The sequence below is a fragment of the Candidatus Omnitrophota bacterium genome (genome assembly GCA_028715415.1).
Classification (GTDB): domain Bacteria; phylum Omnitrophota; class Gorgyraeia; order Gygaellales; family Profunditerraquicolaceae; genus JAQURX01.
The window spans coordinates 1-5,632 of record JAQURX010000026.1 but is presented as its reverse complement, the minus strand read 5'-3'; the positions used below and the strand labels follow the sequence as shown (position 1 = coordinate 5,632).

Annotated in this window: 10 protein-coding genes; all 10 read left to right on the top strand. The window is 38.6% G+C overall.

Translation table 11 applies throughout. The features are described 5' to 3' along the window. Window positions 1–503: SPFH/Band 7/PHB domain protein (locus PHO70_08475; protein MDD5432996.1), on the top strand; the 503-nt coding region annotated here is incomplete at its 5' end. A gap of 233 nt (window positions 504–736) precedes the next feature. Beyond that, window positions 737–1,420 (top strand): hypothetical protein, encoded by a 684-nt coding sequence (locus tag PHO70_08470; protein ID MDD5432995.1) that lies wholly within the window; start codon window positions 737–739, stop codon window positions 1,418–1,420. Window positions 1,421–1,491: 71 nt separating this feature from the next. Beyond that, window positions 1,492–2,133 carry a hypothetical protein gene (locus PHO70_08465; GenBank protein MDD5432994.1) on the top strand — a complete coding sequence of 214 codons (642 nt, stop codon included), beginning with the start codon at window positions 1,492–1,494 and terminating at the stop codon, window positions 2,131–2,133. A 200-nt stretch (window positions 2,134–2,333) separates the two neighbouring features. Further along, window positions 2,334–2,822, top strand: coding sequence for a hypothetical protein (locus PHO70_08460; protein ID MDD5432993.1), 489 nt, complete (start codon window positions 2,334–2,336; stop codon window positions 2,820–2,822). A gap of 104 nt (window positions 2,823–2,926) precedes the next feature. Next, window positions 2,927–3,304: a hypothetical protein gene (locus PHO70_08455; GenBank protein MDD5432992.1), complete on the top strand. Its 378-nt coding sequence runs from the start codon at window positions 2,927–2,929 to the stop codon at window positions 3,302–3,304. A gap of 12 nt (window positions 3,305–3,316) precedes the next feature. Further along, window positions 3,317–3,757: a membrane lipoprotein lipid attachment site-containing protein gene (locus PHO70_08450; protein MDD5432991.1), complete on the top strand. Its 441-nt coding sequence runs from the start codon at window positions 3,317–3,319 to the stop codon at window positions 3,755–3,757. After that, window positions 3,754–4,074, top strand: coding sequence for a cupin domain-containing protein (locus PHO70_08445; GenBank protein MDD5432990.1), 321 nt, complete (start codon window positions 3,754–3,756; stop codon window positions 4,072–4,074). Before PHO70_08450 ends, PHO70_08445 begins: the two co-directional genes overlap by 4 nt. Before the next feature lie 68 nt (window positions 4,075–4,142). Continuing rightward, window positions 4,143–4,718, top strand: coding sequence for a nucleotidyltransferase domain-containing protein (locus PHO70_08440; protein ID MDD5432989.1), 576 nt, complete (start codon window positions 4,143–4,145; stop codon window positions 4,716–4,718). Further along, a complete protein-coding gene (locus PHO70_08435; protein ID MDD5432988.1) occupies window positions 4,708–5,202 on the top strand; it encodes a HEPN domain-containing protein in 495 nt (164 codons plus the stop codon). The genes PHO70_08440 and PHO70_08435 overlap by 11 nt, the downstream gene beginning before the upstream one ends. 161 nt (window positions 5,203–5,363) lie before the next feature. Then, a partial coding sequence (locus PHO70_08430) for a hypothetical protein (protein MDD5432987.1) occupies window positions 5,364–5,632 on the top strand: 269 nt, incomplete at its 3' end.

The following is a 5,632-nucleotide window of genomic DNA, read 5'->3' as shown; positions in this document are numbered from 1 at the left end:
GTACCTTGACTTTAAAATCCGCTAACAGCGAAAGAGGCAAGATTAACGCTGAATTGCATAAGACTCTCTGCGAAGAAACCGCAAGCTGGGGTTTAGAGATTGTAAGGACTGAATTAAAAGAGATTGACCCTCCTAAAGATGTACAGGAGACGATGAATAAGGTAGTTAAGGCTGAAAATGAAAAGATCGCCGCTATTGATTTTGCTACTGCAACTGAAACCGCAGCTGACGGGCAAAAGCGCGCGGAGATTAAGAAAGCTGAAGGTATCAAGCAGGCGCGTATTTTAGAGGCAGAAGGCGAAGCAGCAGCGATTAAGCTTGTTAATGAAGCAGCGGAGCATTATTTTGTGGGTAATGCGCAGGTGTTACGGAAACTTGAGGCGGTTGAGAAGGCGTTAGTGAATAATGCCAAGATTGTTATTCCGGCAAATACAGAGTTGGTCAATGTGATTGGTGAAATGGCCGGCTTTTTACCGATTAAAAACAAAGAAGAAAAGAAATAGTCGCAGGGACTGTCCCCGCAGGGGACTGTTGTCCCTTAAGATATAATATTTGTGGGTGGCGAGGCGTGCTTCTCTCCGGGACGCTTGTTTGCCCCAGCGTGGCAAACGTCGCTCGGGTTTCGACCTCGGTCCCCGCAAAGCAATAACGGTGGCGGGATCTTGCCCGCTCGGCCTGCAAACGCCCTGCTCAAAACACGCCTCGCCACCCATAATGATACAGAGGAGGTATACATATGAATTGGTTTGAAAGATATGGAATAGTAGGTATGTATTTTCTTTTGATATCATTGTTTTGGGTTGTTGGTTTAAGCTCTGGGTTAATTACGGAACTTATGGGTGACAAAGCTGTAGATAAAATATTAATAGCCCTTTTAGGTTTTAGTTTACCTATTGGCTATATTTTGACTGTTATATCCATGTCAATTTACTATAACAATTGTTCTTGCTGGTTTTCGCGTATATTTGATTTACTGTCCCTAAGAGGTAAAATTCATTTGAAGCTTATCAAAGAAATGACCCCATCTGACCAAGAGAAGCTAAAATTGTCAGATGTTTCAAGTGAGCACATTAGTGAGGCAAGATTAACATCATTAATTAGACTTATGAAATTGCCAGTTTTAAGGGATAATTGTGTAAAATCTGATAATTTAGAACACTTAGGAATTTTTTGTACTCGACGTTTTGATGTTTTAGCTATAAACAGGAGTATTATGCTCGCCACTATTTTGGCACCTTTTTTAACCTGGTTTACTATTCTTATATTTGGGTCTAAATTCAAGTTTCTGGATTTTAGAATTATTTTTCCAGCCATTGTTTCTATTATTGTTTATGGGGTTTTAGGTTCTCTCAATACAATATTGCAGGAACAAATTAGGGAAATAAACAACTTTAGTTACTTTCAATCGGAAGGTAAGTAAAAATATCTTTTATGGGTGTGAGTTAATTTTAAAATAAAATTACCTTTATTTTATGTATTAATAATAAATAAATGTTTAATCCCGAAGACATTAAACTTATTAAAGAGATAGTTCGAGAAGGTGTAACTTTAAATTGGTTACCTTACTTATTTCTTGCCATAATTGCTGCTATTGCTAGTTTTTTTGGAGCATACTTTCGAAAGAAAGGTGACTATCTGGCCTTAAGAGAAGAATTTGATAAGATCTTAGAGCAAAATAAACAAATGGCAAAAGCAATAGAACAAATTAGGAATGATTTTTATGTTTCCAAAGCCATCCACAACAAATTCGTTGATAAAATAGTAGACTTTTATATTATGCTCCATAAGTATTATCGGTCATGTCAAAAGGTTGTAAATTCTTCGCACATTAGAGATAGTAAGGGTGCTGTCGTTTCAACTAAAGATTTACTGACGAAAGATCTAGAAGAAATAAAAGAACGGTATGATGGAACAGAAGGCTACATGAAAATATTATTACCCAAAAGAATTACTAAAATTAGTAATGATCTGACAACAGGATTTAATAACTTTAAGAATATTTTAAAAGATGTAGATAAGGATCCTTCAAATAAAATAAAGCTTCACGATTGTTTTATTAATGAGATTCAAAAGAACAAAGATGAATTCGCAAGTGCTTTGAGAGTTTATTTTAAGATTGAAGCAGAAGAATAAACCGTATTCTGATTTATTTGTAAAAAGGTAAATAAGTCTTGTTTTAGAGGGGTGTGGATTAAGTTCAAATTTGGGCGAGGGGTGACGATGAAGAGGGGCATCCCCGTTCCGAGGAAAGATTTGTCCCGAAGGAATGGGGATACTTCATCGGCAGGACCCCGAGGAACAGGGCTCGCAAAAACAAAGTTGCAGGAGGCAAAATGGGGAAGAGATTTGTTTATTCCGGATTAATTGTTTTATGCGCTTTAGGATTCTTATTAAGTTATGCTAACGCGGACAGCCAGGAAGGTGTTTCGGTAGAATTCAAGCTGGTTTGCGCAGGTGCGGGCCAGACAGACTGCCGGAAATTAGCAAAGCGGGTTAACCAGGAAGAATTATATGTGACGGTGGATGCGTTCCTTTCGGCAAAAGATATTGGGTCTGTAAAAATCAGGGAGCAGGAAGCCGCAAATACGCCCGGGGTAATTATTGATGTGCAATTCAATAAGGAAGGAATACAGAAATTTAACGAAATTACTTCTAAGTACGGCGGAAGAAGAATGGCCATATTTATTGATGGGAACCTGCAGGATACCCCTAAAATTTATGATCCTGTTACAACAGGAAAAACTACAATAGTCAGTAAACTTTCAAAAGAAGAGGCCAAGGTTTTAGTAGACCATATTAACAAGCGGCCGTTCAAGAAATAGTTGCTACTTCATCTTCCTAAAAGTAAAAGAATGGCTTAGCTATTTATATTTAGCGGCTGGCGAGGATTGAGTTTGAGCGGGGCCGAGGGCATAAAGGAGGATAAATGAAAAGAGGAATAATTTGTTTATTTGCTTTGGTTGTGTTGGCGGCAGGGTGCGCGACTCCGGAGCCGGTGCAGAAGAGTAATTTAACTCCGGGTATGGCTAAGACAAAGATTATCAAAGGAGTGACCTCACAGAATGAGATCCTTGAGGTATTCGGTGCTCCCAATATCGTTACCAAGAATAAGACCGGTAATGAAGTATGGACCTATGATAAAGCCGCAGTTGAGACCAGCAGCTCAAGTATATATGGCACGATACTTATCGCCGGCGGCTCTTCAGGCAGGGCAGCTACTTCGGCAAGTACATTTACGCTGATGATAGAGTTTGATGATAAGAATATAGTTAAAGACTTCAGCTACAGGGCGGCATCTTTTTAAAAAGGAGCCTTTATGAAAAGAAGCTTTTTAATTTTTGGATTGATGTTTATCCTGGCAGGTTGCGTTACGCCTATGAGCGCGATGCAGAGGAGGTCAATTGAATCAAAAGAATTAGAAGGCAACTTCGAAGACGCTTTTAAGGCAACCTTACAAGTATTCCAGGATTATGGGTACATAATCAAGGATTCTGACCATGCTTCCGGGGTTATTCACGGGGAAACAGGCATAAAACAAGTTTGGCTAAGGATGGAGAACTATGAGATAACCGCCACCTTAGAGCAATTTGGAGATAATATAGTAAAAGAAAGGATCTCCCTTGTTAAAAAAGTCAAGTCAAGCTCCCAATACGGCACACAGGAGGATTCCATAATTATCGATGACCCTGAATTGTTCCAGAAGCTATATAACGATATTCAGAAAGAAATGTTTATCAGGAAAAACCTAAACAAATGATGAATATTATTGAAGAGGCAGGAAATTTAATTAGTTTGGTAGATTATCAAGATGGCGCTGTTGTCAGCAAGGAAATTATCAAGAAAGACAAGGGCAGTGTAACACTCTTTGCTTTTGATAAAGGGCAGGGTTTAAGCGAGCATACCGCGCCTTTTGATGCTTTAGTTAATATCTTAGATGGAGAGGCAGAGATTTGTATCGCGGGTAAAACTCACTTGGTGAAAGCGGGCCAAGCCATTATTATGCCGGCAAATAAGCCGCATGCTTTAAAGGCTATAGGGCCCTTTAAGATGCTTTTAGTAATGATCAAGGCTTAATTCATCTGAAGTTCATTATTGACAATATATCCTATTTTGAGTACAATTGTACTCAAAATGGAGTCCATATGTTAAATAGTCTTTTTATCACAAAATCCAAAATCAGACAGGGGCTGCTTTCCCTTTTCTTTACTAATCCTTCCCAGGAGTATTACCTTAGGGAGCTTCAGCGCGTATTAGGATACTCTGCCGGCAGCATACGCAGGGAGCTTATAAGGTTCCAGGGGGATAGCCTATTTGATACCAGGAAGTCCGGGAATCTTCTCTATTATTCACTTAATCAAAAACATCCTTTGTTTAAAGAATTAAAGAGCATTATTTCTAAGACAGTAGGAGTAGAAGCAAGCCTGAGAGACTCTTTGTTATTAATCAAGGGGATAAAAACTGCTTTTATTTATGGTTCATTTGCTTCCCAAAAAGAAAATCCTGCCAGCGATATTGACCTTATGATAATTGGGGACCAAGATAACTCTCTTTTGAATGAAAAGCTTTCCATATTAGAAAAGAAGCTGAAAAGGGAGATAAATCCCACTATTTATTCTTGGCAAGAATATAAATCAAAGAAAAGGGCTAAAGGCGGCTTTATTACTGACCTGTTAAAGAAACCCAAGATAATGCTGGTAGGCGAAGAAAATGATTTATAAAGATTCAAGAGAAAATCTTTTTAAGAATGGCTTAATCAAGAAATGCCCGCTTGATCATAAAGCTATTTTAAATTTGTTGAAGCGCGCTTATGTTGACCTTAAAACCGCAAAAAGAAATATAAGCCAGGATGAGGAGTGCGCTTTTAATTATGCTTATAACGCGATGCTGCGTTCAGGGCTTGCGCTTATGTTTACTGAGGGTTTCAGGCCGGATATCAAAGATAAGCATTTAACCGTGATTAGGTTTGTGGGGTTAGTTTTAGGAGATGACTTCAAAAAGATCATTAATGATTATGATTTTATGAGAAAGAAAAGAAACAGGTTTATTTATGAACCTGAAATTCCCTGTTCGATAAAAGAGGCTAAAGATGCTTTAAAGACTGCTGAAGAATTTGTCGGCACAATTTCAGGGTTAATCAGGGGGAAGTTACCGCAAAAAGAATTTAATTTTCAGGAAATAAAGCTTAAAAATAAAAATGTTTAAGAAAATTTTATGTGTTATAGCGCTGGTTTTATTGCCTTTAGCTGCCTGGGCCCTGGAATCCTGGGAGAAGAAAGATAATTTTTATTTTCTCGCCAAGAACAGGGATAATTTTGCTTTAGAGGGCGCCGGGCCGAATCTGTTTGCCGGTAAATACCTGAAATATGACGGGGTTGATTTCTTGGTGCGGGGGGGCAGGAGACTGGAAGGATTACGGAAGGCTTAATCTTGAAAGAAACAATATGTTTTCCCTGCCGATAAGGCCGGGGATGAAGGTGGAGGAAATCCATTTCTTAGCCGGAGGAAATTACAGCAATAGCTATGAACATGATGGGTTAATGCGCTTATTTGGGGATAAATATTTTTACGCTACACTTAGTGTTATTTTTATTTATGAAGATGATGTTTATCAGGAGCTTTCTGTGCCGGTTTT

Excerpts from the sequence above, each read along its gene's own strand:
- PHO70_08470 (MDD5432995.1), top strand. The coding sequence starts at position 737 with ATGAATTGGTTTGAAAGATATGGAATAGTAGGTATGTATTTTCTTTTG.
- PHO70_08440 (MDD5432989.1), top strand. The coding sequence starts at position 4,143 with ATGTTAAATAGTCTTTTTATCACAAAATCCAAAATCAGACAGGGGCTG.
- PHO70_08460 (MDD5432993.1), top strand. The coding sequence starts at position 2,334 with ATGGGGAAGAGATTTGTTTATTCCGGATTAATTGTTTTATGCGCTTTA.
- PHO70_08435 (MDD5432988.1), top strand. The coding sequence starts at position 4,708 with ATGATTTATAAAGATTCAAGAGAAAATCTTTTTAAGAATGGCTTAATC.
- PHO70_08455 (MDD5432992.1), top strand. The coding sequence starts at position 2,927 with ATGAAAAGAGGAATAATTTGTTTATTTGCTTTGGTTGTGTTGGCGGCA.
- PHO70_08465 (MDD5432994.1), top strand. The coding sequence starts at position 1,492 with ATGTTTAATCCCGAAGACATTAAACTTATTAAAGAGATAGTTCGAGAA.
- PHO70_08450 (MDD5432991.1), top strand. The coding sequence starts at position 3,317 with ATGAAAAGAAGCTTTTTAATTTTTGGATTGATGTTTATCCTGGCAGGT.
- PHO70_08445 (MDD5432990.1), top strand. The coding sequence starts at position 3,754 with ATGATGAATATTATTGAAGAGGCAGGAAATTTAATTAGTTTGGTAGAT.